Origin of the sequence: Streptomyces sp. ADI96-02 (assembly GCF_003846185.1) — a bacterium.
In the GTDB taxonomy this organism is placed as follows: Bacteria; Actinomycetota; Actinomycetes; order Streptomycetales; family Streptomycetaceae; genus Streptomyces.
Window position 1 is genome coordinate 1,076,220 of the sequence record NZ_ML123034.1, and the last position, 23,250, is coordinate 1,099,469.

Below are 23,250 nucleotides of genomic sequence, written 5' to 3' on the forward strand. Positions count from 1 at the left end.
TCGACCACTCCGACATACTAACCAGTCGGTATGTGATCGCGGAAGGGCCTCGGGCCCGCGTGGCGAATCCGCCGGGCCCGGGTCGTTCCGTGCGGCCCGCACCCGCGCTAGCGTGCGTGGCCATGACAGTCGACGCGATCATGGAGGTTGTGCGATGAGCCTGTCCCGACGCGGTCTGCTGGCCGCCGGAAGCGCCGTCGGAGCGCTCGCGGCGACGGCGGCCGGCGCGTCCGCGGCCTCCGGAACCTCGGCCGCCGCCTCCTCCGCCGTCCCCTTCCCGGCCCCTTCCTCCTCGGCCTCTTCCGCCGCCGGTCGCGGCGGGCACGGGCGGGACCGGGTCCGCACCGGCTTCGACCGGCTGGCCGCCGACGGCTACCGGCTGCTGCGCGGCCAGAAGGTCGGCGTCGTCACCAACCCGACCGGCGTCACGGCCGACGTGCGGCACATCGTCGACGTGATGCACGCGGACGACCGGGTGGACCTGACCGCCGTCTTCGGCCCCGAGCACGGCTTCCGGGGCACCGCGCAGGCGGGCGGTTCACAGGGCCGCTACGACGATCCGGCGACCGGGCTGCCGGTCTACGACACGTATCTCAAGAGCGGGCAGCCTCTCGCGGACGTCTTCACCGCCTCCGGCGTGGACACGGTCGTCTTCGACATCCAGGACGCGGGTGCCCGCTTCTACACGTACATCTGGACGCTGTACGACTGCATGGAGGCCGCCGCGCTGGCGGGCAGGCGCCTGGTGGTGCTGGACCGGCCGAACCCGGTGAGCGGGCGGGCGGCGCTGGGGCCGGTGCTCGATCCGGCGTTCGCCACGTTCGTCGGCCGCCGCGAGATCGCCCAGGCGCACGGGATGACGGTGGCGGAGCTGGCCCTGTTCTTCAACGCCGAGTTCCTGCACGAGAACCCGGTGCGGCTGGACGTGGTGACGATGTCGGGCTGGCGGCGCTCGGACTTCTTCGACGCGACCGGTCTGCCCTGGGCGCCGCCGAGCCCCAACATGCCCACGCCCGAAACGGCCCTGGTCTACTCCGGCACCTGCCTCTTCGAGGGCACGAACCTCTCCGAGGGCCGGGGGACGACGCGGCCGTTCGAACTGCTGGGCGCGGAGGGGATCGACCGCCGCTGGGCGGCCGGCGCCAACGCGCTGGGGCTGCCCGGAGTGGCGTTCCGCGAGGCGTACTTCGCGCCGACGTTCTCCAAGTTCCAGGGAAGGACGGTGGGCGGGGTCCAGGTGCACGTCCAGGACCGCGAGGTCTTCGACCCGGTCCGCACCGGCATCGGGCTCCTGGTGACGGCGAAGCGGAGCTGGAGCGGCTTCGCCTGGCGCGAGGACCGCTGGATCGACAAGCTGACCGGCAGCGCACGGGTGCGCACCATGATCGACGCGGGCGCGGACACCGACGCGGTGGCCGGCGCGTGGCAGGAGGACCTGGCCGCGTTCCGGGTGAAGCGGCGGAAGTATCTGCGGTACGGCGGTTGACGGCCGGTACGGCGGATGGAGGCCGGTAAGGCGGTTGAAGGCCGGACGACGGATGGGAGGCGCCCCGTCGTCACCCACGGCGGGCCCGCCGCGGCGCATACCGGCCCGCCCACCCGACGTCCGCGCCGGTGACCGGAGCGGCGAACCGCCGCTGCTCGGCGGCGACTTCCGGCCGACCTGCGCGAGCACCGCGACGGACGCGGGGCCGCCCCGGCGCGGAGGCGCTGTCCCGGGCGGTGCCCTGTCGCGTCCCGGTTTGGTGTTCCGCCACTCCCGCCACCCCCGTTCCGGCTGTTCAGCGCGGCGGGCCGGAGGCCGGGCGGGGGCCCGTGCCACGGGCCGGCCGGTCCGGCGCGCACCCGGCCCGCGACCGCCGCACGCCTGCGCACCACCCGCCCGCGCGCCGTTCCGCTTCCGTCCGTTTCACCCGCCTCACGTGGGGAGTCTCGGCCAATGGGCGGATTTCATCTTTCGATGGAGCCTGAGCGGGCAGGCGTACGTCCATTCCTTGATGTCGAAGGACGAACGACGGAGGTGGCAGTCGCATGGCCGGTTTCCGAAGTCTTGCGAGACAGGTCCGCGATCCGCTGGGCGATCTGGCCCTGCGGCGGTACTCGTTGCGCAAGTGCCTGGAGAGGTTCGCCCCTTACGGGCACCGGGCGACCTGGGACCATCTGTGCGCCCGGCACGGGATCGATCCCGAGGACCGGGCCCCGGATCCGGCCCGTCTGCTGGGCGCGCTGGACGAACTGGAGGAGGCGCGGGCCATCTGGCTCGCGTACGAGGCGGGATTCGCCGAGCGGCGGCGGCGGGAGAAGCACAAGGGGCTGCGGCGGCCCACCTCGTTCGACGACTGGCACCGCCGGACCTGGGGCGGTCACGGGGTGGCCCGCTGCTCCGACCCGGGGGTCCATCCCACCGAACCGCTCGCCGAGGTGCTGCGCCGGCTGATCGCGGCGCTCGGCTCCGGACCGGGCTCCGCCTGCCCGGTCTGCGCGGACACGGGCATCGAGTGGCGGCAGGGGCGTGAGCACGAGCCGGTGTCGGGTCCGGTGTGCACCGGGTGCGGGATCGCGGTGCCGCAGCCCGTGCTGACCGACCGCACGCTGGCACGGGCCCGGCTGGTACGGCGTCGCCGGCTCGCCGGGGCGGCGGCGTGAGGCGCGGCGGCGGCGTGCGGCGCGGCGTCTCCGGGGCCTGAGACAAGGGACCGGGAGCCCGGGCCGGGGCCCGGCGTCGGCGAACCGGCGCTGTGAGCGGCTGAGCGGGGGCGCGGCGCGGGGAGCGGGAGGCCGCGGGTCAGTCGGTGTCCGTACGCCGCCTGCGCTCGGGCATCAGCCGCGAACCGGTGATCCGTTCGCCGGAGATGTCGTCGGGGTTGGAGAGCACACATGTCTCCAGCGACAGGCAGCCGCAGCCGATGCAGTCGGTCAGATGGTCGCGCAGCCGGTGCAGCTGTTCGATCCGCTCGTCGAGTTCCTTGCGCCAGGTCTGCGAGAGGCGGGCCCAGTCGTCGCGGTTGGGCGTGCGCCCCTCGGGCAGTTCGGCGAGTGCGTCACGGATCGTGGCCAGCGGAATGCCGACCCGCTGGGCCGCCCGTACGAAGGCGACCCGGCGCAGCGCGTCGCGCGAGTAGCGGCGCTGGTTGTCGCTGGTGCGTCGGCTGCTGATCAGGCCCTTGGACTCGTAGAAGTGCAGGGCGGACACCGCCGCGCCGCTGCGCGCGGAGAGCTGGCCGACCGAGAGTTCATGGAGCGTCTGCGGGATCTGTGGCACTCCGCAGACCCTACTGGTCCGGCCTCGAACCGACGGCCCTACCCGGTAGGACGCCCGGCGAAGCGCACGGCCTCCCGGAGCGGCCGTGTCGTTGACAGGAGCGCACCGCGCAAGGATGCTGAGCAAGCGCTTGGACAGCACGCCGGGAGATGCGGCCGGGGCCGCGAACCGTTCGGCGTGGAAGCAGAGACCGGAAGGCAGGGACCGCAGAGCCATGGCAGAGCCGAAGACCTTCACGTCCGCGCAGGAACTGCGTGACGGCGTGGGCGAGCAACTGGGTCACAGCGACTGGCTGGTGATCGACCAGGAGAGGATCGACCGGTTCGCCGAGGCCACCGGCGACCACCAGTGGATCCACGTCGACCCCGAGCGCGCCGCCGCCGGGCCGTTCGGCACGACCATCGCCCACGGGTATCTGACGCTCTCCCTGCTGCCGGCCCTGGTGCCGCAGGTGATGCGGGTCGAGGGCATGAAGATGGGCATCAACTACGGTGCCAACAAGGTCCGTTTCCCCTCGACCGTCCCGGTCGGCTCGCGACTGCGGGCCACGGCGGTGCTGACGGACGTCGAGGAGGCGGGCGGCGGCGTCCAGGTCACGGCCCGCGTCACCGTCGAGCGCGAAGGCTCCGACAAGCCGGCCTGTGTGGCCGAGTCGGTGTCGCGCTACTACTTCTGACCCCGGCCCGCGGCCCTACCGGCGGCCGGCCCCGACCATCCGCAGGACGAGCCCGGCGTAGAGTCCGCCGACCTCGTCGGGCGTCCGGCTGCCGGCGGCGTTGAACCAGCGGGCGACGTCGATGCAGAGGGACAGCACCGCCAGCGTGGTGCCGGGGATGTCCGGTACGTCGAACTCGCCCGCCCGCACTCCCTCGCTGATGATCCGGCGCACCACCGCGTCGCTCCTGCGGCGCAGCTCGACGATCTCGGCGCGGTGCTCCTCGCCGAGGGCGTCGAGCTCGTACTGGACGACCCGCGCGGTGGTGTGCCGCTCGGCGTGCCAGCGGACGAACGACCGGACGGCTCCGGCGAGCCGGTCGGCGGCGCTGCCGTCGCGGTCGGCCTCGGCCTGGAGGACGTACAGGGCGCGGTCGTGGCCGATCTTGCTGATCCGGTGGAGCAGCTCTTCCTTGGTCTTGTAGTGGATGTAGAGCGCGGCGGGGCTCATGCCCGCGCGGCCGGCGATGTCGCGGGTGGTGGTGGCGTGGTAGCCGCGCTCGGCGAAGGCGTCGACGGCCGCGACGAGCAGCCGCCGCGCCGCCTCGGGCGTGACCTCGCCCCAGGGCGTGTCATCGCCGCTCGTGTCCTTGGCCGTACTCATCGCGCGGGCCCCTCTCCGTCAGCAGGACGAACACCATACCCCGAACCTGAGCAAGCGCTTAGGGTTCGGGGCGGCGGACCGTCCGGCGGCGGTCAGAGCTTCTGGAACGGGTCGTGCTCGGCGAGGATCTTCTCCAGCCGGGCCTGGTCGACCCGGCTGACGATCTGCCCGGCCTCCTGGCGGTCCCTGATCACCTTGGCCAGGGTGAAGCAGGACGTGACGAGGTAGAGCACGCCGATGGCGAGGAAAGCGCGTACCCAGGCGTCGGCGTCCAGGAAGTAGACGCCGAGGGCCACCGAGCCCATCGCCACCCCGAAGGACGCGACGGCCTGGCCGTAGAAGGCGGCGGTGCTGTGCTGCTTGACCGATGTCGTCTCACTCATGGGCACAGCCTCCGCCGCCGCGGGGCCCGCCACATCCGCGCGGGTACTCACCGCGGTACTCAGACGCGCGTTCGGGCGCGGGGCCTGCGGGTGCGGGCCGGGCGGGAGGGGCGCGATGGTCGGCGCGTCCCGGCCGCCCGACCATCGACGCTCCGGCAGGCGGCAGTTCGACGACAGGGCCTAGAACACCACCAGCGCCCGGCCGCCCCTGCCCGCGAGCATGGTGTCGAAGGCGGCGGGGATGCCGTCGAGGCCGATGCGTTCGGTGACCATCATGGACACGTCGAAGCGGCCCGCGCGGATGTGCCCGGCGAGCACCGGCAGGTCGCGTGCCGGATCGCTGTCGCCGTACACACAGCCGCTGAGCGTGCGGCCCCAGTGGAAGATCTCCAGCGCGTTGAAGACGACCTCCTGGTCCTTCCCGCCGATCCCGACGACCGTGGTCCGGCCGCCGCGCCGGGTGGACTCCCAGGCGGCCCGGATCGTCGCCGAGCGGCCGACGCACTCCACGGCCACGTCCGCGCCCTGCCCGCCCGTGAGGGCGCGGACCTCGCGGGGCGTGGCGGCGGAGGCGACGAGGTAGTCGGTGGCCCCCGCCCGCCGGGCCAGTTCCTCCTTGGCCGGGGAGACGTCGACCGCGACGATCCGGGAGGCGCCCGCGATACGGGCGGCCTGGAGCACGGCGAGGCCGACTCCGCCGATCCCGAGGACGACGACGCTCTCGCCCGCGCGCACCCGGGCGTTGTGGTGGACGGCCCCGTACCCGGTGAGCACCGCGCAGCCGAGCAGCGCGGCGTCGGTGAGCGGGATGCCCTCGGGGGCGGGCAGGACGCAGTTCGCCGCGACGACGGTCTCCTCGGCGAACGCGGCGACGTTCAGGCCGGGGTGGAGGCCGACGCCGTCGGCGGTACGGGCGTGCGTGCCGGCCGCGCCCTTGAGGGCGTCGGCGCAGAGCCAGACCTCGCCGATCCCGCAGTGGAAGCAGCGTCCGCAGGACGGCGCCCAGTTGAGGACGACCCCGTCGCCGGGCTCGACGTGGTCGACGCCCTCGCCGACCGACAGGACCGTACCGGCTCCCTCGTGGCCGAGGACGGCGGGCACCGGGACCCGCATCGTGCCGTTGGACAGGGACAGGTCGGAGTGGCAGACGCCGGCGGCGGCGAGCGAGACGCGCACCTGGCCGGGGCCCGGTTCCGGAAGGACGATGTCGGTGATCTCCAGCGGAGCTCCGACGGCGGGCAGTACGGCGGCGCGGACCACGAACGGTCTCCTCGACTTCGGGACGGACGGCGGACGGCTGGGGCGGACGGGCGGGCGGACGGTGGTCGCCGGACGGGTCGGCGCCCGGGCCCTGGGCCGCGGCGCACGCACCCCAAACTAACGTCGTCGGTTTTCGGGTGCCAGGCACCGGCGGGAAACTCCGGTCACGTCCCGTCCCGGTTCGTTCGCCGGCCTCCGGCCGCTCCCCGCGCGCCGCCGCGCAGGCCGAGGCCCGCCGCCCCGAGCAGCAGCGCGCCGAGCAGGACGAACGGGGCGGCCGTGCCCGCCACTCCGGCGATCAGTCCGGCCGCCGCCGGGGCGGCGACCTGGCCGAGCCGGTTGCCCGTGAGCCGCAGCGCGAGCGCGGTGGAACGGGCCTCGGCGGGCGCTGCGCGGACGACGGTGGTCATCGACAGCGGCTGGCCCACGCCGAGGCAGAAGCCGAGGACGCCCAGCACGACGGCGAGCACGGGGACGGGGACGGGCAGGGCGACACCCGCGCAGAGGAGTCCGGCGAGCAGGCAGCTGGTGGTCAGCAGCGCGGTGCGGCCGAGGAGGCGGAGCATCGGCGCCATCACCAGGCGGCAGGCGATGGTGGCGGCGGCCCGCACGCTGAGGAGCAGCCCGACGGTGGCCGGGGGGATGGAGCGGTGCTCGCCGACGACCGGCAGATAGGCGGTGAGGATGTCGGTCGTGGACAGGACGGCCATGCTGATGAAGATGCCCGCCGGAACGCCGCGTGCGCCGAGGATGGTGCGGACGGGGACCTTGCGGCCGTTCCCCGCGCCGGGGCCGGCGGCCGGGCGGCCCTCGATGCGCCACAGCGACAGGAGCGCGGCGGAGGCGACCACCGCCGAGACGAGGAGCGCGAGCGCGCTCGTCCGGCCGAGGGCGGCGCCCTGGCCGGAGATGAGCGACCCGGCCGCGATGGGCCCGATCAGCTGGCCGAGCGAGGCGCCGATGGTGAAGTGGCCGAAGTTACGGTCCTGTTCGTCGGGGGCGGACCGCCGCGCCACGATCGACTGGGCGCCGATGACGAAGCAGAGGTGGCCGAGGCCCATCGCGCCGCTCCAGGCGGCCATCGCGGGCAGCGAGGAGACGAGGCCGCTCAGGGCGCAGCCGCCGGAGACGAGGAGGACGCCGAGCGGCAGCAGGGGCGCGCACCGGCCGTGGTCGGTGCGGCGGCCGAGCGGCACCGCCGCGAACAGCGGCAGCAGGGCGTAGACCCCGGCGATGACGCCGATCGCGCTCTCGTCCGCACCGAGCGCGAGGGCCCGGTAGGAGACGGCGGGCCGCGCCATCGACACCGCTCCCTGCGCGAACGCGAAGGCGATGACGAGACGCAGGAGCCAGCCCCTGCCGGGCCCGGGTCGCGGCGCCATCAGATGGTGCCGAAGAGGATGCCCGCTCCGAGGACCACGAGGGAGGTGAGCACGGCCCACTTCACGGTGAACCGGGTGTGGTCGCCGAACTCGACCTTGGCCATGCCGACCAGCACGTAGACGGCCGGGACCAGCGGCGAGGACATGTGGAGGGCCTGGCCGGCCAGGGAGGCGCGGGCGATCTCCAGCGGGGAGACGCCGTGGGCGGCCCCCGCTTCGGCGAGGACGGGCACGACGCCGAAGTAGAAGCCGTCGTTGGACATGAAGTACGTCAGGGGCAGGCTCAGCAGGCCGGTGACGAGGCCCATGTGCGGGCCCATCGCGTCGGGGATCGCGCCGACGAGCCAGTCGGCCATGTGCTCGACCATGCCGGTGCCGGTGAGGACGCCGGTGAAGACGGCGGCGGCGAAGACCATGCCGGAGACGTTGAGGACGTTGTCGGCGTGGGCGGCGATCCGGGCCCGCTGGTCGGGCATGTGGGGGAAGTTCACGGTGAGGGCCAGGGCCGCGCCGAGCAGGAAGAGCACCGGGATCGGCAGCAGTTCCATGATCATCGAGGCCAGCAGGACGACGGTGAGGCCGGCGTTGAACCAGTAGAGCTTCGGGCGGAGCGTGGAGCGGTTCGGGTCGAGGCCCTTGAACTCCTCCTCTTCTTCTGCCTCTTCCTCGGCCGTGTCCTCGCCGCCGCCCGCCGGGGCGTCCGCACCGGTCCCGGCAGTGGCCGCACCGGTCCCGGCGGAGAGTGCGGGGCTCCTGCGCGGGAGGCCCGCGCCGTCGCCCGTTCCGGCCGCGCCCGCCAGGACGGTCTCCGCCTCGGGCTCCCGTACGAGCGCCTCGTCCAGGGTCAGGACGCCCAGGCGCCTGCGCTCGCGGAGGCCGAGCACGTAGGAGAGCAGGAAGACGGCGAGCAGTCCCACGGCGAGCGCCGGGATCATCGGCACGAAGATCTCGGAGGCGTCCAGCTTGAGGGCGGTCGCGGCACGGGCGGTGGGGCCGCCCCACGGGAGGGTGTTCATCACGCCGTTCGCGGTGGCCGCGACGCCCGTCATCACGACGAGGCTCATCTTGAGGCGCTTGTAGAGCGGGTACATCGCCGAGACGGTGATCATGAACGTGGTGGAGCCGTCGCCGTCCAGCGAGACGATCGCGGCGAGTACGGCCGTCCCCACGACGACCCGCATCGGGTCCGCCCGGCAGAAGCGCAGGATGCCCCGGACGATCGGGTCGAAGAGGCCGACGTCGATCATCACGCCGAAGTAGACGATGGCGAACATCAGCATCGCGGCGGTCGGCGCCAGGTTGCCGACGCCTTCGATGACGTAGTCGCCGAGCTTCGCCCCCTGCCCGACGGCGACGCAGAACAGTGCGGGGATCAGTACCAGCGCCGCGATCGGCGACATCTTCTTCGTCATGATCAGGACCAGGAAGGTCGCGATCATGGCGAAGCCGAGGATTGTCAGCATGGGGGATACCTAACGTTCATCCTTGAACTCCCACCGGTCTCGGCGGTCCGGACGACGTTAGGGGCCGCTCTCCCGCGTTAACAAGACGTTGACACGTGAGCAATACGAGCAAAACCCCAGGTCAACGCCGTGCTGCTGGCGCGGGGGGCTGGGCGGTGGCGCACGGGCGCGCACGGCCGCGGCGGTGTCGCGCGCCCCGGGACGCGGGGGCCCGGCGCGGCGGGCCCGCGCCGCCCGGGTCAGCCGAAGGTGCGCCCGAGGTAGGACCGCACCAGGGCCCGGGTCTCCCCGATGATCGCCGCGTCGCCGGACGGGTCGGCGCGGAAGGCGAGTTGGAGCAGCGCGTCGGCGGCCTCGACCGCGACGAGGACGGCCAGGAGCAGGTCCGGGCCGGGGCGATGGCCGAGATGGGCGGCGAGGAGGGCGGCCAGCCGGGCCGCCACGCGGCGGTTGGGATCGTCCGGCGCGTCGGCGGCGGGCGCCGGGGGCCCGAAGTCGACCAGCGCGAAGCCGGGCACGGTCCGCTTCATCTCCAGGTACTCGTCGATCACGGCGTCGACGGCCGCGCGCCAGTCGGCGGCGGGGAGGGCGGCGAGGCGCAGGCGGACGCGCTCGGCGTAACGGTCGAGGTTGCGCAGCGCGAGGGCGTCGACCAGGGCCCGCTTGTTGGAGAAGAAGCGGTAGACGGAGCCGATGGGCACCTCGGCGCGCGCGGCGACGGCACGGGTCGAGAGCTGTTCGTAGCCGATCTCGTCGAGCAGTTCGGCACAGGCGTCGAGTATCCGGGCGAGGCGTTCGGCGCTGCGCTGCTGCACGGGGGCGCGGCGGAGGTTCTGGTTCGCATGGGGCACGCGCCCCATCATGCCGTGGGCGTCCGCCGCGCCGACGGCGGTGCGGTGTTCACCCGTACCGTCCGGGACGACCGGGCCGCGACCCCGCGCCCCGAGGTCCCCGCGAATGGCGCGAATGTCGCCGTTGACGCGCCCTCCTTCCATTCCTACGGTGGAACATAGGATTCGTTGTCCGGCGGATCCGAGGGCTTCACCGGCATCCCGGGAGTGCGCATGAGCGGCATCGAGCAGGCGAGAAAGACGGCGGAGGGACTGGTGTACTCCTCCGGCTTCGGCAACGAGCACAGCACCGAGGCGGTCCCGGGCGCACTGCCGCACGGGCGCAACGCACCCCAGCGCGCCCCGCTCGGCCTGTACGCGGAGCAGCTGAGCGGTTCCGCCTTCACCGAGCCGCGCGCGCACAACAGGCGCTCCTGGCTCTACCGGATCCGCCCCTCGGCCGCCCACCCCGCCTTCCGCCGGACCGACAACGGGGGCCTGCGCTCGGCGCCGTTCACCGAGACGCCGCCGGACCCGAACCGGCTCCGCTGGAACCCGCTGCCCGACCCGGCCCCCGGCACCGACTTCCTCGCCGGCCTGTGGACGCTGGGCGGCAACGGCGACGCCGCACAGCGCACGGGCATGGCGGTGCACCTGTACCACGCCGACACCTCCATGACGGACCGGGTGTTCAGCGATTCCGACGGCGAGCTGCTGATCGTTCCCGAGCGCGGCGGACTGCTGCTGCGCACCGAACTGGGCCTGCTGCGCGCCGAGCCGGGCCATGTGGCGCTGATCCCGCGCGGGGTCCGCTTCCGGGTCGAGCTGCTGGACGCGACGGCGCGCGGTTACGTCTGCGAGAACTACGGCCGCCCGTTCGCGCTGCCCGACCTCGGCCCGATCGGCGCCAACGGCCTGGCGAACGCACGGGACTTCCTGGCCCCCGTCGCGGCCTACGAGGACCGCGAGGGCCCGGTGGAGGTGGTCAACAAGTACTGCGGCAACCTCTGGTCGGCGACGTACGACCACTCGCCGCTCGACGTCGTCGCCTGGCACGGCAACCACACCCCCTACGTCTACGACCTGCGCCGGTTCAACGTGATGGGCAGCATCAGCTACGACCATCCCGACCCGTCGATCTTCACGGTGCTGACCTCGCCGTCGGACACCCCCGGCCTGGCCGGAGTCGACTTCGTCGTCTTCGCCCCGCGCTGGCTCGTGGGCGAGGACACCTTCCGCCCGCCGTACTTCCACCGGAACGTGATGAGCGAATACATGGGCCTCATCGACGGCGTGTACGACGCGAAGGCCGACGGGTTCGTCCCGGGCGGCGGCTCGCTGCACAACATGATGTCGGCGCACGGCCCCGACCGGGAGACGTTCGACCGGGCGAGCGCCGCCGAGCTGAAGCCGCAGAAGATCGACAACAGCCTGGCCTTCATGTTCGAGACCCGCTGGCCGATCACGGCGACCGCCCAGGCGGCCACCGCCGGGCATCTCCAGCGCGGCTACGACGACGTGTGGCAGGGTCTGAGCCGCACCTTCCGGCCGTAGTCGGCCGAGGGCGGAAGGACGGGACGGACAGGACGGACGGGACGGGAAGCGTGACGGAGAGCCAGGAGAACACGCGCGGACCGCGGCCGGCCGGGGCGGGCGGTCCGCCGAACGCCGAGGCGGTCCCCCCGGCGGATCCGGTGGTCCGGCCGCCCGCCTTCGCCCCGGACTCCCTGGTGCTGAACCGGAAGCTCCCCCTCTGGTACCAGGTCTCCCAGTCGCTGCGGGCCTCGATACTGGGCCGCCCGCAGGACGCCTCCTCGCGGCTGCCCACCGAGGAGCGGCTGGCGGCGCACTACGGGGTCAGCGTGCTCACCATGCGCCAGGCGCTCAAGGAGCTGGAGGGGGAAGGGCTGATCAGCAGGCATCGGCGGCGCGGCACGTTCATCGAGCCGCGCGCCCGCCGGGTCTCCCCGGTGCGGCTGCTGGGTTCGGTGGACGCCATCGTCGCCCAGCAGTCCGGCGAGGCGACGACGGTCCTCGGTCACGGGCCGGTCGCGGTCCCCGGCGATCTCGCCGAGTACTTCCCGGACTGCTCCGAGGTGATGGCCTACCGGCGGCTGCGCCGCGACGGCGAGAGCGGCGAGCCGACCAACTGGGCGGAGAACGCGGTGCGCCCCGACGTCGCCGCCCGGATCGAGGTGGCCGATCTCGAACGGTGGCCGATGACGAAGGTGCTGCGCGACGCCGTCGGGGTCAGGATCGCCCGGATCACCGACACGGTGGAGGCCAGGCTCGCCGACCCGGAGACGGCCAACCTCCTCCAGGTGCCGCTGCTGAGCCCGATCCTGCACTACACGGGCGTCAGTCACGACGAGGAGGGCCGCGTCGTGGACGTGGCCCGGATCCGCTACCGGGGCGACCGGTTCTCCTTCTCGGTGACGGTGGAGGCGCGCTGACCGCGCCGCACGGGCCCATCGGCCGCCGTTACGATGCGAAAGGTCACGGCGGCGAGGGGAGGACGGCTCGGTGGCAGCGCGCAGCCCGGCGGCGGCCGGAACCGGCGAGGACGCGACGGCCCCGTCGCTGGACGAGCTGATGCCCTGGTCCGTGCCGCCGATGAGAACCGGCCGCGCCTGGGTGACGGGGCCCGATTCCGGCGCGCTCAGGGCCCGTTGGGAGCGGCTGGCCGCAGCCGCTCCGGCCGAGCAGGAGCGGCTGTTCGGCCCCACCCGCTCGCGTACGCCGTGGACGGCGGTGGCCGCGCTGCCCGGCCGGGCCGGCGGCACCGGGGCCTTCGCCCGCGCGCCGGGGGCCTGCCCCGATCCGGTGCGGATCCTGCACGGGCCCTTCGACGAGCAGTGGCTGCTCCCCGACCACCGGCTCATCGACGCGGCCCGCCCGGAGCTGTGGCGGGTCGCCGACGGCCGCCAGCTCCTCATCGTCGAACACGGTCGCGCGCCGCAGGACTCCGGCCCCGCCCTGTCCGTGACGGCGCTGCTCGCCGACGGGCACTCCCCCGCCGGGCGGCCGGGGAGGATCAGGCCGCTGTACCGGCGGCCGGGCGGCGTGGAGCCCAATCTCGCGCCCGGACTGCTCGGCCTGCTGCGCGACCGGCTCGGCGGTGCGGCGGGCGAGGACCCGTTCGCCCCGGAGTCGGTGCTGGCCTGGGTGCTGGCGGCGGCCCGGCCCGCCGCCGGCGGCTGCCGCGTGCCCCTGCCGGCCGACGGCGCGGTGTGGGCGGCCGGGGTGGAGCTGGGCCGGGAGCTGCTGCGCCTCCATCTGCGCGGGGCCCGCGGCGGCGAACGGCCCCGGCTGCCGGGCGGGCGGCGGCCCTACGTGCGGGCCGCCCTGCCGGACCGACCGGCCGCGCTGGAGTACCACGCGGAGGAGGAGGCGCTGGTGATCGGCGGGGGCCGGATCTCGCCGGTGCCCGCCGCAGCCTGGGAGTTCACGGTCGGCGGGGTGCGGATGCTGGAGCTCTGGTTCGGCCGCCGTGCGGCGGCAGCGGCGGGTCTCGGAGCCGACGGGGCGGCGGCGGACGGGGCGGCGGCGGGAGGGCGCGGCTGGCTCCGGGACTGGACCTCGGAGCTGCTCGACCTCATCACCGTACTGGCCCTCCTGGACGCGACCGCGCCCCGGCGGGCCGCGCTGCGGTCCCGGCTGGAGCGGACGCCCGCGATCACCCGGGACGAGCTGCGGGCGGCCGGGGTGCTGCCCGCGCCCGTGGCGGCGCGGCGGCCGGCCTCGGTGCTCGGCCACCAGGAGGAGGGCCCCGACGGGCAGTTCGCGCTGCTGTGAGGGGCGGGGTGGCGAAAGGACCGGCCGCACGGTAAGCACGGTGACCATGGACACTCAGCCACTCCCCCTCGACGGCGTCACGGTCGTCGCCGTCGAACAGGCGGTCGCCGCGCCCTTCGCCACCCGGCAGCTGGCCGATCTCGGGGCGCGGGTCATCAAGGTGGAGCGCCCCGACGGCGGGGACTTCGCCCGCGGCTACGACACGGCGGCGGGCGGCCTGGCCTCGCACTTCGTCTGGTGCAACCGGGGCAAGGAGTCCCTGGCGGTCGATCTGAAGGACCCGCGCGGGCTGGCGGTGGTACGCGAACTGGTCGCCGGGGCCGACGTCTTCGTGCAGAACCTGGCGCAGGGGGCGGCGGCGCGGCTCGGTCTCGACGCGGCGACGCTCTGCGCGGCGCACCCGCGCCTGGTGGCCGTGGACATCTCCGGTTACGGGGCGGGCGGCCCGTACGCGCACAAGCGGGCCTACGACATGCTCGTGCAGTGCGAGGCGGGTCTGGTCTCCGTCACCGGGACCGCCGAGCAGCCGGTGAAGGCGGGCTTTCCGGCGGCGGACGTGGCGGCGGCCATGTACGCGTTCTCCGGGGTGCTCGCCGCGCTGCTGCGGCGGGCCGCGACCGGCCGGGGCGGTCCGGTGGAGGTGTCGATGCTGGACGCGCTGGCGGAGTGGATGGGCCACCCGCTGAACCAGGCGATGCACGGGTCGGCCGTGCCGCCGCGCACCGGTCTGGCCCACTCGGTGATCGCCCCGTACGACGCGTTCGGGACGGCGGACGGCGAGCGGGTACTGCTCTCCGTGCAGAACGACCGGGAGTGGCGACGGCTCGCCGAACAGGTCATCGGACGGCCGGAGTTGGCCGATGATCCGGACTTCGCGACGAACGCGGCGCGGGCCCGCAACCGGTCGCGGACCGATGCGGTGGTGGCCGCCGCGCTGGCGGGGCTGACGGGCCGGGAGGCGCTGGCCGGGCTGGAGGCGGCGGGGATCGCCTGCGCCCGGCTGAACTCGGTGGCCGGCCTGGCCGCCCATCCGCAGCTCGCGGCGCGCGACCGGTGGCGGGTGGTGGACTCACCGGTGGGGCCGTTGCGGGCACTGCTGCCGCCGATCACGCTGCCGGGCGGGGCGGGGGCGCGGATGGGGGCCGTGCCGGCGCTGGGTGAGCACACCGACGCGCTGCTGCGAGCCCTGGGAATGACGGGCGAGCAGACATCGGCGTTGCGCCGGGACGGGGTCATCGCCTGAGCCGCCCCGAGCGGTGGGGCCGGTCAGGGGCCGACGGGCCGTCGGTCAGTGGCGGCTGCCGAAGAGCGAACGCCGCAGCCGGCGCAGCGGCGCGAAGAGCGACACGCGGGCGCTCCTGCTCCGGCCGGTGTGCGCGGCGTCGCGCGAGGTCAGCTCACGCATGAGCAGCGTCGCTTCCGCCGACTCGCGCTGCGGGACGGCAGGGCCGCCGAGCACCGCGAGATGGCGGTCGAGGCGCCTACTGGTCGCACCGCTCCCGCATGTGATGGCAGGCACCCGCGGCCTGCTCCGCACCGTTATCTGTTCCATGTCACTCCCCACCCGTACGAGGGCACCCGGTCCGGGCAGGTTAACCCTATCGTCCCGCGATGACACACGGGTATCCCGCCTACCGGATCGGCACACCTGTACGGGGGTTGACGACTCGTTACCTAATTCGCCCGTTTTCGGGAGACTTCGGACAGTCTGGGCCGATGAGTGGGCGGCGCGGGAGGCCCGGCGGGGCGGCCTCCCGTGCCGGTGGTGCGGCGTTCGGGGCAACAGCCTTCTCAGGCGGCGGAGTTGAAGGCCGGCAGATAGCCGCCCGACTGCCCGGCGGCGGTCGGGTGGTAGGACTCGCCGATGTTGAGCCAGTTCACGCTGTGCAGCCAGGCGCCGGACGAGCAGATCTCGTGGCCGGTGAAGGCGGGCCTGACGTCGGCGAAGGCGAAGCCGTGGTCGGCGGCGCGTTTGGCGGTGGCGGTGTTGAGGTGGTCGGACGCCGCGTTGATGGCGGAGCGTTCCGACTCGTTGAGGCCGGCGAGGCAGTTGCCGGCGAGCTTGTAGAAGCGCGGGTAGCCGAGGACGACGACACGGGCGGAGGGCGCCTTGGCCTTGATCGCGGAGTACACCGCGTCGAGCTTGCCGGGCAGGGTCGAGTCGACGTAGGCGCGGGCGGTGGCGATGCGGCTCAGGCAGGTGGCCTCGGACTGGAGGACGCAGGTGGTCATGACGTCCGCGAAGCCCGCGTCGTTGCCGCCGATGGAGATCGAGACGAGGTCGGTCGAGGCGTTCAGCGGACCGAGCTGACCGCCGGTGACATCGCCGGTGCGGGCGCCGGAACAGGCGGTGAAGGCGAACGAGGAAGGGGAGTTGGCGGCGGCCCACAGGGCGGGGTAGGCGCGGTTGGTTCGCTTGCAGTCGCCGCTGGCGCTGTCGTAGCCGCCGGCTCCGACGCCGGAGGAGTAGGAGTCGCCGAGGGCGACATAGTCGACGGCGCGGGCGGACGCGTCGGCGTGCGCCGCGCCCGCGCCGGTGAGCGCGAGCACCGTGCCGAGCAGGAGGGACGATGAGAACGCCGCGAGTCTGGACATGTTTCTGGACGCGTTCAGGGACACGTTCATGGGGGGGGTCTCCTTGAGCAGGGGGTAGCTGCCTACTCCGTAGTAGCAGCGACTCCGCCCGACCGGAAGTGTCCATGCCAATAATGGGGCCCGAGTGCTTCCACCCGCCCCCGGGCGTTCGAACGGCGCTCCCCCGCGCGCCGGTGAGAGAGCGTCACATCGGACCCGCGCCCGGGGAGACACGCGGCACGAACCGCCGAAACCCGGGTGCACCCGGCTCACCCGTGCCGGATCATGGGCGCCATGTCCGCCACCCCTGAGTCCGCTCTGCCGATCCGGCTCACCGTCGACGACAGCGATTCGCCCTCCGACGTGGTCGACGCGCTGTTCCTCGGCCGCTTCGCGACGGGCGAGCAGCCCTACTCCCACAGCTCCTCCCTCGACCGGGTGAAGGCCGGAGCCACGCTGATCCCGCCGCACGCCTCGGTGCTGCGCACCGCCCGGGACGACGACCGCAGCGCCACGCTCGCCGAGGGCGACGGCTGGACGCTGCTGGTCTCCCGCTGGAGCCGGAGCGCGGACGTCACCGTCACCGCGACCAGCGCCGAGCTGGCGGAACGGGTGCTCGGGCAGGCCGTGGAGGGCGCCCGGGACGAGCCGGAGCCCCAGCCCGACAACGTCACCATGGGCTTCTGGTACGTCTCGCCGCGCCGCGGCCCCTCCCGCACCACCCGAAGGATCTCCGCCGGGAGCTGGGCGGAGGTGCGCCCCAACTACACGGCCCCGGTGGCCGACGCGATGGACCGCCTGATGAAGCTCACCCCGGACGACGTCGCGGGACGGCTGCTCCTGCTGCACGGGCCGCCCGGCACCGGCAAGACGTCCGCGCTGCGCACGCTCGCCCGGTCCTGGCGCGACTGGTGCCAGGTGGACTGCGTCCTGGACCCGGAGCGGCTGTTCAACGACGTCGGGTACCTGATGGACATCGCGATCGGCGAGGACGACGGCACCGCCCGGGGACGGTGGCGGCTGCTGCTTCTGGAGGACTGCGACGAGCTGATCCGCGGCGAGGCCAAGCACACCGCGGGCCAGGCGCTGTCCCGGCTGCTCAACCTGACGGACGGTCTGCTCGGACAGGGCCGCAACGTACTGGTGGCCGTCACCACCAACGAGGACCTGGAACGGCTGCACCCGGCCGTCGTCAGGCCGGGCCGCTGCCTGGCCCGGATCGAGGTGGGGCCGCTGACCCGCCCGGAGTCCGTGGCCTGGCTGGGCGCCGAGAAGGGCATCGGGCGCGACGGGGCCTCGCTGGCGGAGCTGTACGCGCTGCGCCGCGGGTTCGGCCCCGCGTCGGTGCCGAAGCAGGACGCGAGCGCCGACGCCGGGCTCTACCTGTAGGGCCCGGCCGCACCGCACCTCCAGGCCGCGCCGCGGCCGTGGCTCAGCGCTCGTACGCGGCCCGCACCGCGTCCCGGGCGAGCGAGAGGGCCCGCTCCTGGGAGAGCCCGAGCCGCCGGGCGGCCTCGGCGTACTGCTGCGCCGCGGCGGCGGCCCGCTGCTCGGCCGCTCCGCCGGCCGCGGCGACGAAGGTCCCGTTGCGGCCACGGGTCTCGATCACACCGTCGGTCTCCAGCGCCCGGTACGCCTTGGCCACCGTGTTGGCGGCGAGGCCCAGCTCCTCGGCGAAGCCGCGTACGGTCGGGAGGCGGTGGCCGACGGGCAGCGCACCGGAACGGACCAGTTCGGAGAGCCGGTCGCGCAGTTGCTCGGAGGGAGCCACGCCGGAGTCCGGGTCGAGCACGATCTTCTCAGTCACCCGCCGATTCTCCCCCACCGCCGGAGGAAGGCGAGGCGATCGCGGCGGGGGCCGCGCGCGGCGTCCCCCGCATGACGGCGATCGTGCCCGACGTACGCGGTCGGCCGCGCTCAGCCGCCACGGACGGCGCGGCCCTCCTCGTCGGATGTCCGGTCACCGCGCCGCCGCGCGACCAGCCGGCGCAGCAGCGGCCAGGCCACGATCAGCGCCACGATCGCGTACACCGTGACGGAGAACGGGGTGTTCACCAGGCCGGTCACACTGCCGTCGCTGATCTGGAGCGCGCGCCGCAGCTGCTGCTCGGCGGCCGGGCCGAGGATCACCCCGATGACGGCGGGGAGCACCGGCAGCCCGTAGCGCCGCATCCCGAGCCCGATCAACCCGATGACCAGCAGGATCACCAGGTCCAGCGACTCGCCGCCGACCGCGTACGCGCCGACGGCCGCGAAGAAGAGGATGCCCGCGTACAGATAGGGGCGCGGGATCCGCAGCAGCTTCGCCCAGACGGGGGCGAGCGGCAGGTTGAGCGCGAGCAGCAGCACCATGCCGACGAAGAGCGAGGCGATGAGCCCCCAGACCAGTTCCGGTTCGCGTTCGAACAGGAGGGGGCCGGGCTGGATTCCGTACTGCTGGAAGGCGGCGAGCATCACGGCGGCGACCGCGGTGGTGGGCAGCCCGAGGGTGAGCATCGAGACGAGTGTGCCGGCCGCGGAGGCGGAGGCGGCGGCCTCCGGTCCGGCGACGCCCTCGATGGCGCCCTTGCCGAACTGGTCGCGGTGGCGGGAGAGCCGCTTCTCGGTGACGTAGCTGAGGAAGGTCGGGATCTCCGCTCCGCCCGCCGGGATCGCGCCGAACGGGAAGCCGATGACCGGGCCGCGCAGCCAGGGCCGCCAGGTGCGGCGCAGGTCGGCGCGGCCGAGCCAGGGGCGGCCGACGGGTATGGGCTCGCCGGCGGAGCGGCGCAGGTGCGCGGCGACCCAGAGGGCCTCGCCGATGGCGAAGAGGCCGACCGCGACGATCACCACGTCGACGCCGTCGGCCAGTTGGAGCGAGCCGAAGGTCAGGCGCTGCTGACCGGTCATCTGGTCGAGGCCGACCAGGCCGATGGTGAGGCCGATGAGGAGGGAGGCGAGACCGCGGATGCGGGAGGCGCCGAGGACGGAGGTGACGGCGATGAAGGCCAGCACCATGATCGCGAAGTAGTCGGGGGCGCCGATGCCGACCGCGAGCGAGGCCACGGTCGGGGCGAGGACGACGAGCAGGACCGTGCCGATCATCCCGCCGGCGAAGTGGCCGATCGCGGCGGCGGCGAGCGCCTGGGCGCCGCGTCCGGACTTCGCCATCGGGTTGCCCTCGATCGCGGCGACGACGGCGGCGCTCTCGCCGGGCGTGTTGAGGAGGATCGAGGTGGTGGAGCCGCCGAACATCGCGCCGTAGTAGATCCCGGCGAACATGATGAACGCGCCGGTCGGATCGAGTCCGTAGGTCACCGGGAGCAGCAGCGCGACGGCCATGGCCGGGCCGATGCCGGGCAGGACGCCGATCGCGGTGCCGAGCAGGACGCCGACGGCGGCCCAGAGCAGGTTGACCGGCGTGAGCGCCGTGCCGAAGCCGTCGATGAGGGAGTTGAGGGAATCCATCGGTCAGAGCACCCCCATCAGCGGGCCGCCCGGCAGGGGGACTCCGAGCAGGTTGTCGAAGAGGAAGTAGGTGGCGAGCGAGAGCCCCGCCGCGATGAGCGGGTCGCGGCCGTGGTGCCGGCTGCCCAGCGCGTAGGCGGAGCCCCAGAAGAGCAGCGCCCCGGCGACCGGGAAGCCGACCGGGCCGATCAGGACGGCGGCGGCGAGGAAGACGCCGCTCAGCAGGAGTACGGTGCGCCAGTCGGCCGGCTCGCCGAGGTCGACGTCCTCGCCGCCCTCGGCCTCGCCGCGTCCGCCGCGCAGGACGTCGACGGCGAGGAGGACGGCGACCAGCACGAGGGCCGCGCCGACGACGACGGGGACGGTCCGGGGGCCGACGGGTCCGCGCTGGGCCACCTCGACGCTCATGGTGAGGGCGTCGGTGAGGACGAGACCGCCGAGGGCGAGCAGCAGGACGCTGACGCCGAGTTCGGAGTGGTCGCGGAGCCAGGACCCGGTGGCGGGGGGCGGGGCCTGCGGTTCGCCGGCGGGCCGGGGCGCGTCCGGTGCGGCGTCGGTCACGGGGCCGGCGGGGGCGGCCCGGCCGGTGCCGGGTCGCGGGTCGGTGGTCACAGTCCCAGCTCCTTGAGAACGGTGGCGACGCGCTCGTCCTGCTCGTCGAGGAAGTCGCCGAACGGTTCGCCGGCGAGGAAGGCGTCGTCCCAGCCGTTCTTCCTCATCGAGTCCTTCCACTGCTTCGAGGCGTGCAGTTCGCGGACCAGGCCGGTGAGTTTGGCGCGCTCGGCGTCGGAGAGTCCGGGCGGGGCGACGATGCCGCGCCAGTTGGTGAACTCGGTGTCGAGTCCGGCCTCGCGCAGGGTGGGGGCGTCCAGGCCCGGTACGCGTTCCGGGCCGGTGACGGCGAGCAGCCGCAGTTCGCCCGCCTCGATCTGGTCGCGGTACTCGCCGAGGCCCGAGACGCCGAAGCCGACCTTGTCGCCGAGGATGGAGGCGAGGAGTTCGCCGCCGCCGTCGAACGGGACGTAGTTGACCGTCTTCGGGGCGATCCCGGCGGCCCGCGCCATGAGCATCGGGGCGAGGTGGTCGGGGCCGCCGGGCGAGGAGCCGCCGCCCACCGGGAGGCCGGCCGGGTCCTTCTTCCAGGCGGCGAGCAGGTCGTCGATGGTCCGGTACGGGGAGTCCTTGCCGACGACGACGATGTCCGGCTCCTCGGTGAGCCGGGCGATCGGGGTGGTGTCGGCGAGGGTGCTCGGGGAGTTGTTGGTGTGGACCGCGCCGACGACGCCGAGGCCCATGGAGAGCGCGAGCCTGCCGTTGCCGTGCTCGCCGACGAGCCGGGTCAGGCCGACCGTGCCGCCGGCGCCCGGCAGGTTGAACACCTCGATGTTGTGGGTGAGTCCGGCGTCCTCGGCGTCCTTGGCCAGGGTGCGGGCGGTGATGTCGTAGCCGCCGCCGGGGGTGTTGGGGACCATGAAGCGGAGCCCGGGGATCTGGGTGCCGGTGTCGGAGCCGCTGCCCGTGGAGAGCAGCGGCGGTCCCACCAGCACCAGGGCCGCGGCTCCGAGCAGGGCGAGAGGAGTGCGCAGTCGCACGGGTTCCGCCTTTCGCTGTGAAGTGGCCCACATGTTGCCCGCGCGTCGACCGGCTGTCTCCGTTCCGCAATCAACGGACGTTGTGGTCGTTGTGGTCGCGCTCTACGGTGTCCGCGTGACGAAGGTGCTGGTGGTGGACGACGACTTCATGGTCGCGAAGCTGCACTGCCGCTATGTCTCCGCGATGGACGGGTTCACGGTCGTCGGGGTGGCCCACAGCGGGGCGGATGCGCTGCGCGCGGCCGGGGAGTCGCGTCCCGACCTGATCCTGCTGGACGTCTACCTGCCCGATATGAACGGCGTCGACGTGCTGCGCGCCCTGCGGGAGGCGGAGGAGCGGGACGCCGGGCGTACCGGCGCGGACGTCCTGTTCATCACGGCGGCCCGGGACGCGGGGGTGATCCGGGCGGCGCTGCGGGCGGGAGCGCTGCACTACCTGATCAAGCCGTTCCACCGCTCGGCGCTCCAGGAGCAGGTGCAGCACGTGGCGTCGTTGCGGCACCGCCTGGACGCGCTGGACGAGTCGCGCCAGGAGGCCCGCCAGGAGGACGTGGACCGGATCTTCGGCACCCGGCCGCCGGGCTCGCGCGGACTGCCCAAGGGGCTCGCGGCCCCGACGGCCGATCTGGTGGAGCGCATCCTGCGCGAGCACCCGGAGGGCCTGTCCGCCTCCGAGTGCGCCGAGGCGGGGGCGCTGTCGCGGGTCAGCACCCGCCGCTACCTGGAGTACTTCGCGGTGACGGGCCGGGCGGAGGTCACCCTGCGCTACGGCGGCACGGGGCGGCCGGAGCGGCGCTACCGGGCGGTGGTGTAGCCGCGCGGTCGAGGCCCGGTGCGGGGCGGCGGCGCCGGTGTCGGCGCCGCCGCGCGGGTCGGGTCAGCCGACCACGGAGGCGCAGGTCGTCGGGGTGGCGCGCGCCGGGTCGAGGGCGTTCGCCACCTCGTGGAAGGCGATGCGGTCGATCGTGCCGATCGCCACGTGCTCGGACAGGTCGAGGGAACAGAGGTTCTGGAGCAGGACGTTGCGTACGTTCGGCCCGTCCAGGAACTGCGAGCGGTACGGGGTCACGATCTGGTCGTACTTGGTCGCGATGACGGTGTAGCGGACTCCGGGCACGGTGTCGCCGCCGGCGTTGAGCTTGGTCATGAAGGGGGATCCGGCGACCTGGTCGGCGAGTCCGGGGGTCTTGTCGTTGATGTACTTGTCGACGCCGGGGAAGTACGGCAGCAGCTTGGTGAGGCCGAGCAGCGTGGTGCCGTGGTTGTCGGGGGCGAGGCCCACGAGGGCGTTGACCTTGTCGGCGCCGCCGAGGAACTTCAGGTAGTAGTTCGGCATCATGCCGCCCTGGGAGTGGCCCACGATGTCGGCCTTCGGGGCTCCGGTGGCGGCGAGCACCCTGTCGACGTACGCGTCGAGCTGTTCGGCGGACTTGTCGATGGGCCCGAGGCCGTAGAAGAACGGCACGCCGGGGATCTGTCCGTAGTCGAGGGAGAAGACGCAGTAGCCGCGGTTGACCAGGTAGGGGGCGAGGCCGAGCCAGTTGTCGACCGAGTTGGCGAAGGTTCCGTGGACCAGGACGACGGGGCGGGGATGGGCGGCCGAGGGTTTGCAGGAGTAGTCGTTCCAGCCCCGGGAGACGGCGGCTGCCGCCGGAGCGGCGGCGGGGGTGGCCGCGGTCGCGGTCGCCGCGGGGGCGACGAGGACGGTGACGGCGAGAAGCAGTGCGGCGAACAGGCCGCGCGCGCGTGGGGTACGCGCAGCACGGGTCCAGGGCAGCATCGTGGGGGTCTCCTTGCGGCTCAAGGGAGTTGCGATGGGGGTGCGCCCTGTGGCCCGGACCACAAGCTTTCGGTGCTCATGCCAAATTACGCACGAGTAGGGCGGCGAGGGAAGTTACGCGTCGGTAAAAAATGACGTGATCGCCACCGTAGGGTCCGACGGCC

At 73.7% G+C, this 23,250-nt stretch carries 23 protein-coding genes; 9 read left to right on the forward strand and 14 right to left on the reverse strand.

Annotated elements, in window-relative coordinates:
- The first annotated feature begins 154 nt into the window (after positions 1 to 154).
- Together EES43_RS04680 and EES43_RS04685 are read left to right on the forward strand one after the other, a co-directional pair.
- Complete coding sequence (locus tag EES43_RS04680; protein ID WP_124267506.1) at positions 155 to 1,486, forward strand: exo-beta-N-acetylmuramidase NamZ family protein; 1,332 nt, start codon at positions 155 to 157, stop codon at positions 1,484 to 1,486.
- Between the two features lie 545 nt (positions 1,487 to 2,031).
- Positions 2,032 to 2,646 (forward strand): hypothetical protein, encoded by a 615-nt coding sequence (locus EES43_RS04685; RefSeq protein WP_124267507.1) that lies wholly within the window; start codon positions 2,032 to 2,034, stop codon positions 2,644 to 2,646.
- Positions 2,647 to 2,785: 139 nt separating this feature from the next.
- Here EES43_RS04685 and soxR read toward each other — a convergent pair whose 3' ends face one another.
- Positions 2,786 to 3,262 (reverse strand): redox-sensitive transcriptional activator SoxR, encoded by a 477-nt coding sequence (gene soxR, locus EES43_RS04690; protein WP_124267508.1) that lies wholly within the window; start codon positions 3,260 to 3,262, stop codon positions 2,786 to 2,788.
- Between the two features lie 214 nt (positions 3,263 to 3,476).
- On the opposite strand from soxR, the gene EES43_RS04695 reads away from it, so the two are divergent.
- Positions 3,477 to 3,938: a MaoC family dehydratase gene (locus tag EES43_RS04695; RefSeq protein WP_124267509.1), complete on the forward strand. Its 462-nt coding sequence runs from the start codon at positions 3,477 to 3,479 to the stop codon at positions 3,936 to 3,938.
- Between the two features lie 15 nt (positions 3,939 to 3,953).
- Here the strand turns inward: EES43_RS04695 and EES43_RS04700 are convergent, their stop codons facing one another.
- The 6 genes from EES43_RS04700 to EES43_RS04725 all read right to left on the reverse strand — a co-directional run bounded on the left by EES43_RS04700 (position 3,954) and on the right by EES43_RS04725 (position 9,928).
- Complete coding sequence (locus tag EES43_RS04700) at positions 3,954 to 4,580, reverse strand: TetR/AcrR family transcriptional regulator (RefSeq protein WP_124267510.1); 627 nt, start codon at positions 4,578 to 4,580, stop codon at positions 3,954 to 3,956.
- A gap of 92 nt (positions 4,581 to 4,672) precedes the next feature.
- A complete protein-coding gene (locus EES43_RS04705) occupies positions 4,673 to 4,963 on the reverse strand; it encodes a YiaA/YiaB family inner membrane protein (RefSeq protein WP_124267511.1) in 291 nt (96 codons plus the stop codon).
- A gap of 180 nt (positions 4,964 to 5,143) precedes the next feature.
- A complete protein-coding gene (locus EES43_RS04710; protein WP_124267512.1) occupies positions 5,144 to 6,223 on the reverse strand; it encodes a zinc-binding dehydrogenase in 1,080 nt (359 codons plus the stop codon).
- Positions 6,224 to 6,387: 164 nt separating this feature from the next.
- Positions 6,388 to 7,605, reverse strand: coding sequence for an MFS transporter (locus tag EES43_RS04715; protein ID WP_124267513.1), 1,218 nt, complete (start codon positions 7,603 to 7,605; stop codon positions 6,388 to 6,390).
- Positions 7,605 to 9,068, reverse strand: a complete 1,464-nt coding sequence (locus EES43_RS04720) for a CitMHS family transporter (RefSeq protein ID WP_124267514.1) — start codon at positions 9,066 to 9,068, stop codon at positions 7,605 to 7,607. The genes EES43_RS04715 and EES43_RS04720 overlap by 1 nt, the downstream gene beginning before the upstream one ends.
- A 239-nt stretch (positions 9,069 to 9,307) precedes the next feature.
- A complete protein-coding gene (locus EES43_RS04725) occupies positions 9,308 to 9,928 on the reverse strand; it encodes a TetR/AcrR family transcriptional regulator (protein ID WP_124271784.1) in 621 nt (206 codons plus the stop codon).
- 204 nt (positions 9,929 to 10,132) lie between these two features.
- Here EES43_RS04725 and hmgA point away from each other — a divergent pair, with 204 nt between their 5' ends.
- The 4 genes from hmgA to EES43_RS04745 all read left to right on the forward strand — a co-directional run bounded on the left by hmgA (position 10,133) and on the right by EES43_RS04745 (position 14,936).
- Positions 10,133 to 11,452 (forward strand): homogentisate 1,2-dioxygenase, encoded by a 1,320-nt coding sequence (gene hmgA, locus EES43_RS04730; RefSeq protein ID WP_124267515.1) that lies wholly within the window; start codon positions 10,133 to 10,135, stop codon positions 11,450 to 11,452.
- A 140-nt stretch (positions 11,453 to 11,592) separates the two neighbouring features.
- Positions 11,593 to 12,351 carry a GntR family transcriptional regulator gene (locus tag EES43_RS04735; RefSeq protein WP_124271785.1) on the forward strand — a complete coding sequence of 253 codons (759 nt, stop codon included), beginning with the start codon at positions 11,593 to 11,595 and terminating at the stop codon, positions 12,349 to 12,351.
- A 70-nt stretch (positions 12,352 to 12,421) separates the two neighbouring features.
- On the forward strand, positions 12,422 to 13,693 hold the full coding sequence (locus tag EES43_RS04740) for a type ISP restriction/modification enzyme (protein ID WP_124267516.1): 1,272 nt from the start codon (positions 12,422 to 12,424) through the stop codon (positions 13,691 to 13,693).
- A gap of 46 nt (positions 13,694 to 13,739) precedes the next feature.
- Positions 13,740 to 14,936, forward strand: a complete 1,197-nt coding sequence (locus tag EES43_RS04745; RefSeq protein WP_124267517.1) for a CaiB/BaiF CoA transferase family protein — start codon at positions 13,740 to 13,742, stop codon at positions 14,934 to 14,936.
- Between the two features lie 45 nt (positions 14,937 to 14,981).
- On the opposite strand, the gene EES43_RS04750 is transcribed toward EES43_RS04745, so the two are convergent.
- The gene (locus EES43_RS04750) at positions 14,982 to 15,245 is read right to left on the reverse strand and encodes a hypothetical protein (protein ID WP_124267518.1); all 264 of its coding nucleotides are present in this window, start codon (positions 15,243 to 15,245) and stop codon (positions 14,982 to 14,984) included.
- 239 nt (positions 15,246 to 15,484) lie between these two features.
- Positions 15,485 to 16,288, reverse strand: coding sequence for an SGNH/GDSL hydrolase family protein (locus tag EES43_RS04755; RefSeq protein WP_124271786.1), 804 nt, complete (start codon positions 16,286 to 16,288; stop codon positions 15,485 to 15,487).
- A 273-nt stretch (positions 16,289 to 16,561) separates the two neighbouring features.
- Between EES43_RS04755 and EES43_RS04760 the strand changes: the two genes are divergently transcribed.
- Positions 16,562 to 17,656 carry a DUF5925 domain-containing protein gene (locus tag EES43_RS04760; RefSeq protein ID WP_124267519.1) on the forward strand — a complete coding sequence of 365 codons (1,095 nt, stop codon included), beginning with the start codon at positions 16,562 to 16,564 and terminating at the stop codon, positions 17,654 to 17,656.
- Positions 17,657 to 17,699: 43 nt separating this feature from the next.
- On the opposite strand, the gene EES43_RS04765 is transcribed toward EES43_RS04760, so the two are convergent.
- The 4 genes from EES43_RS04765 to EES43_RS04780 form a co-directional block, all read right to left on the reverse strand.
- Entirely contained in the window at positions 17,700 to 18,074 is a 375-nt protein-coding gene (locus tag EES43_RS04765) for a GntR family transcriptional regulator (RefSeq protein ID WP_124267520.1), read from the reverse strand.
- A gap of 110 nt (positions 18,075 to 18,184) precedes the next feature.
- Positions 18,185 to 19,714, reverse strand: coding sequence for a tripartite tricarboxylate transporter permease (locus EES43_RS04770; RefSeq protein WP_124267521.1), 1,530 nt, complete (start codon positions 19,712 to 19,714; stop codon positions 18,185 to 18,187).
- Positions 19,715 to 19,717: 3 nt separating this feature from the next.
- Positions 19,718 to 20,326 carry a tripartite tricarboxylate transporter TctB family protein gene (locus tag EES43_RS04775; RefSeq protein ID WP_241192326.1) on the reverse strand — a complete coding sequence of 203 codons (609 nt, stop codon included), beginning with the start codon at positions 20,324 to 20,326 and terminating at the stop codon, positions 19,718 to 19,720.
- Positions 20,323 to 21,306 carry a Bug family tripartite tricarboxylate transporter substrate binding protein gene (locus EES43_RS04780; protein ID WP_124267522.1) on the reverse strand — a complete coding sequence of 328 codons (984 nt, stop codon included), beginning with the start codon at positions 21,304 to 21,306 and terminating at the stop codon, positions 20,323 to 20,325. Before EES43_RS04780 ends, EES43_RS04775 begins: the two co-directional genes overlap by 4 nt.
- A gap of 115 nt (positions 21,307 to 21,421) precedes the next feature.
- Here EES43_RS04780 and EES43_RS04785 point away from each other — a divergent pair, with 115 nt between their 5' ends.
- Complete coding sequence (locus EES43_RS04785) at positions 21,422 to 22,120, forward strand: response regulator (protein ID WP_124267523.1); 699 nt, start codon at positions 21,422 to 21,424, stop codon at positions 22,118 to 22,120.
- Between the two features lie 63 nt (positions 22,121 to 22,183).
- On the opposite strand, the gene EES43_RS04790 is transcribed toward EES43_RS04785, so the two are convergent.
- Positions 22,184 to 23,086, reverse strand: a complete 903-nt coding sequence (locus EES43_RS04790) for an esterase/lipase family protein (RefSeq protein WP_124267524.1) — start codon at positions 23,084 to 23,086, stop codon at positions 22,184 to 22,186.
- Positions 23,087 to 23,250: the final 164 nt, after the last annotated feature.

What these genes read in the sequence shown, in the direction of transcription:
- EES43_RS04790 (WP_124267524.1), bottom strand. Translation starts at nt 23,086, where the DNA reads ATGCTGCCCTGGACCCGTGCTGCGCGTACCCCACGCGCGCGCGGCCTG.
- EES43_RS04760 (WP_124267519.1), top strand. Translation starts at nt 16,562, where the DNA reads ATGTCCGCCACCCCTGAGTCCGCTCTGCCGATCCGGCTCACCGTCGAC.
- EES43_RS04770 (WP_124267521.1), bottom strand. Translation starts at nt 19,714, where the DNA reads ATGGATTCCCTCAACTCCCTCATCGACGGCTTCGGCACGGCGCTCACG.
- EES43_RS04700 (WP_124267510.1), bottom strand. Translation starts at nt 4,580, where the DNA reads ATGAGTACGGCCAAGGACACGAGCGGCGATGACACGCCCTGGGGCGAG.
- EES43_RS04680 (WP_124267506.1), top strand. Translation starts at nt 155, where the DNA reads ATGAGCCTGTCCCGACGCGGTCTGCTGGCCGCCGGAAGCGCCGTCGGA.
- hmgA (WP_124267515.1), top strand. Translation starts at nt 10,133, where the DNA reads ATGAGCGGCATCGAGCAGGCGAGAAAGACGGCGGAGGGACTGGTGTAC.
- EES43_RS04695 (WP_124267509.1), top strand. Translation starts at nt 3,477, where the DNA reads ATGGCAGAGCCGAAGACCTTCACGTCCGCGCAGGAACTGCGTGACGGC.
- EES43_RS04715 (WP_124267513.1), bottom strand. Translation starts at nt 7,605, where the DNA reads ATGGCGCCGCGACCCGGGCCCGGCAGGGGCTGGCTCCTGCGTCTCGTC.
- EES43_RS04745 (WP_124267517.1), top strand. Translation starts at nt 13,740, where the DNA reads ATGGACACTCAGCCACTCCCCCTCGACGGCGTCACGGTCGTCGCCGTC.
- EES43_RS04705 (WP_124267511.1), bottom strand. Translation starts at nt 4,963, where the DNA reads ATGAGTGAGACGACATCGGTCAAGCAGCACAGCACCGCCGCCTTCTAC.
- EES43_RS04685 (WP_124267507.1), top strand. Translation starts at nt 2,032, where the DNA reads ATGGCCGGTTTCCGAAGTCTTGCGAGACAGGTCCGCGATCCGCTGGGC.
- EES43_RS04720 (WP_124267514.1), bottom strand. Translation starts at nt 9,068, where the DNA reads ATGCTGACAATCCTCGGCTTCGCCATGATCGCGACCTTCCTGGTCCTG.
- EES43_RS04750 (WP_124267518.1), bottom strand. Translation starts at nt 15,245, where the DNA reads ATGGAACAGATAACGGTGCGGAGCAGGCCGCGGGTGCCTGCCATCACA.
- EES43_RS04725 (WP_124271784.1), bottom strand. Translation starts at nt 9,928, where the DNA reads ATGGGGCGCGTGCCCCATGCGAACCAGAACCTCCGCCGCGCCCCCGTG.
- EES43_RS04755 (WP_124271786.1), bottom strand. Translation starts at nt 16,288, where the DNA reads ATGTCCAGACTCGCGGCGTTCTCATCGTCCCTCCTGCTCGGCACGGTG.